Origin of the sequence: Hymenobacter lapidarius, assembly GCF_001816145.1 — a bacterium.
Classification (GTDB): domain Bacteria; phylum Bacteroidota; class Bacteroidia; order Cytophagales; family Hymenobacteraceae; genus Hymenobacter; species Hymenobacter lapidarius.
The window spans coordinates 1-3,264 of the sequence record NZ_MDZB01000007.1; the positions used below are offsets into that span (position 1 = coordinate 1).

Below are 3,264 nucleotides of genomic sequence, written 5' to 3' on the forward strand. Positions count from 1 at the left end.
TAAGGTTGGCGGCGACCGACTCTCCCACCGGTGAAGGCAGTACCATAGGCGCACCGGGGCTTAACGGCTCTGTTCGGAATGGGAAGAGGTGAACACCCGGGCTAAAGCCACCATTGCTGGCGGGGGTTGCGGCGTTCTGTTGGCTGCCTCGCGGCAGCACGCAACCCTCAATAACTCGACGTAAGGGGACAAAAACGAAGCGTGCGGTGCGCGCTCGACGAATATTCCATGCATTTTGCAATGCGGGAGGAGCGAAGCCCTCGGCCACTTAGTACGGCTCAGCTATTCTATTTCTAGTTTTTCACCTGCCGCCTATCCACGTCGTCATCTCCGACGGGCCTTAATATTGGGAAATCTCATCTCCAGGTGAGTTTCGCACTTAGATGCTTTCAGCGCTTATCTCGTCCCAGCGTAGCTACCCGGCGCTGCACCTGGCGGTACAACCGGCGCACCAGCGGCTGGTCCATCCCGGTCCTCTCGTACTAAGGACAGGTCCTGTCAAATTTCCAACGCCCACCACAGATAGGGACCGAACTGTCTCACGACGTTCTGAACCCAGCTCGCGTGCCACTTTAATCGGCGAACAGCCGAACCCTTGGGACCTTCTCCAGCCCCAGGACGTGACGAGCCGACATCGAGGTGCCAAACCTCCCCGTCGATATGAGCTCTTGGGGGAGATCAGCCTGTTATCCCCGGCGTACCTTTTATCCTTTGAGCGATGGCCCTTCCATGCGGAACCACCGGATCACTATATCCGTCTTTCGACCCTGCTCGGCTAGTCGGCCTCACAGTCAAGCCCGCTTCTGCTATTGCGCTCTGCGTCCGGTTACCAAGCGGACTGAGCGGACCTTTGAAAGCCTCCGATACTCTTTTGGAGGCGACCACCCCAGTCAAACTACCCAGCAGCCACTGTCTCCTGCGTCGCAGGATTAGGCATCAGGCACGGCAAGGGCGGTATTTCAACGGTGGCTCCCCGAGGACTAGCGTCCCCGGCTCAGCGCCTCCCGCCTATGCTACACATGCCGAACCCAACACCAATGGCAACCTATAGTAAAGGTGCACGGGGTCTTTCCGTCCCGTGGCGGGTACTCGGCATCTTCACCGAGACTACAATTTCACCGAGCTCACGGCTGAGACAGCGCCCAGATCGTTACACCATTCGTGCAGGTCGGAACTTACCCGACAAGGAATTTCGCTACCTTAGGACCGTTATAGTTACGGCCGCCGTTTACCGGGGCTTCGATTCAAACCTTCGCCTTGCGACTAAGTTCCCCTCTTAACCTTCCGGCACCGGGCAGGTGTCAGGCCTTATACGTCCGCTTGCGCGTTAGCAAAGCCATGTGTTTTTGTTAAACAGTCGCCTGGGCCTTTTCACTGCGGCTTCTTGTATTGCTACAAGGAAGCGACCCTTCTCCCGAAGTTACAGGTCCATTTTGCCGAGTTCCTTGGCCGTGATTCACTCGAGCGCCTCAGGATACTCTCCTTGACTACCTGTGTCGGTTTGCGGTACGGGTGATAAATGAGTTAAAACGCTTAGCAGGTTTTCTTGGCAGTCGGATTAGGCACACTATCCGCGTGTCCCGAAGGACGTGCGGTACTATCGGCTTTCGACAAGAGTGGCGTACTTAACTACCTCTCCTATATCTACGGCCTTCAACGGGCACTTCCGTCCGCCCGCGGTGCTTTCACTTCTGCGTCACTGCATCACTTCCATTCATCAGTACAGGAATATTAACCTGCTGTCCATCGAGTGCACCTTTCGGCTTCCCCTTAGGTCCCGACTAACCCAATTCCGATTAGCGTTGAATTGGAAACCTTAGTCTATCGGCGTGGGGGTTTCGCACCCCCATTATCGTTACTCATGCCTACATATGCTTTTCTCCACGCTCCAGCACGCCTGACGACGCACCTTCACCGCAAGGAGAATGCTCCCCTACCACTTGACAGTCTTTCATGTCAAATCCATTGCTTCGGTACCAGATTTGATGCCCGCGTATTATCGACGCCCGCTCGCTCGACCAGTGAGCTGTTACGCACTCTTTAAAGGAATGGCTGCTTCCAAGCCAACCTCCTGGCTGTCAAAGCAAGTGGACCTCCTTTGTTCAACTTAATCTGGATTTAGGGACCTTAGCAGATGGTCTGGGTTCTTTCCCTCTCGGCCGGGGACCTTAGCACCCCAGGCCTCACTGCCGGCTATAGCCAGTGGCATTCGGAGTTCATCAGGATTCGGTAGGCTCTGACACCCCCTAGTCCTATTGGTAGCTCTACCTCCACTGACCTCAACGCCGACGCTGTACCTCAATACATTTCGGGGAGTACGAGCTATTTCTCAGTTTGATTGGCCTTTCACCCCTACCCACAAGTCATCGAAATCCTTTTCAACGGAAACTCGTTCGGTCCTCCAGTGCGTGTTACCGCACCTTCAACCTGCTCATGGGTAGCTCACCAAGTTTCGCGTCTACCCCCCCCGACTCCGCGCCCTGTTCAGACTCGCTTTCGCTGCGGCTCCGCGCCTTGAAGCGCTTAACCTTGCCGGGGAGGAGTAACTCGTAGGCTCATTATGCAAAAGGCACGCCATCAGGCCACTAAAGCCCTCTGACTGCTTGTAAGCACACGGTTTCAGGTTCTTTTCACTCCGGTATTCCCGGTTCTTTTCACCTTTCCCTCACGGTACTAGTTCACTATCGGTGTCTGAGGAGTATGTAGCCTTAGCGGATGGTGCCGCTCGATTCAGACGGGGTTTCTCCGGCCCCGCCCTACTCAGGGTACCGCTAGCGTGAATCAGAAGTGTCGCCTACGGGACTTTCACCCTCTCTGATGGCGTTTCCCAACGCCTTCGGCTACCTCGATTCAATCACATGTCGCGGCCCTACAACCCCGGACTGGCCGTAACCAACCCGGTTTGGGCTCCTCCCCGTTCGCTCGCCACTACTTGGGGAATCATTGTTATTTTCTTTTCCTGCAGGTACTTAGATGTTTCAGTTCCCTGCGTTTGCCGCCGCTAGTCAAGCTAGTCGGCTCTTGGTTCTTCCAACCAAGGGGTTGCCCCATTCGGAAACCTGGGGATTAACGGGTATGTGCCCCTCCCCCCAGCTTATCGCAGCTTATCGCGTCCTTCGTCGCCTCTCAGACCCTAGGCATCCCCCGTGTGCTCTTGCTTACTTCGCTTTCGTAGCACCCCATCGCTAGGGTTTGCTTACCTTATTACTAAGGACAAGCGCGCTACGCTTCGTTTTTGTTACCCCTTACGTCAAAGAACGTGTA

General features: G+C 55.4%; 2 rRNA genes. Both read right to left on the reverse strand.

The annotated features are described in order from the left end of the window. Positions 1-3 precede the first annotated feature (3 nt). A 5S ribosomal RNA gene (gene rrf / locus BEN47_RS00095) occupies positions 4-115 on the reverse strand. A gap of 133 nt (positions 116-248) precedes the next feature. After that, positions 249-3,168, reverse strand: a 23S ribosomal RNA gene (locus BEN47_RS00100). Between the last annotated feature and the right edge of the window lie 96 nt (positions 3,169-3,264).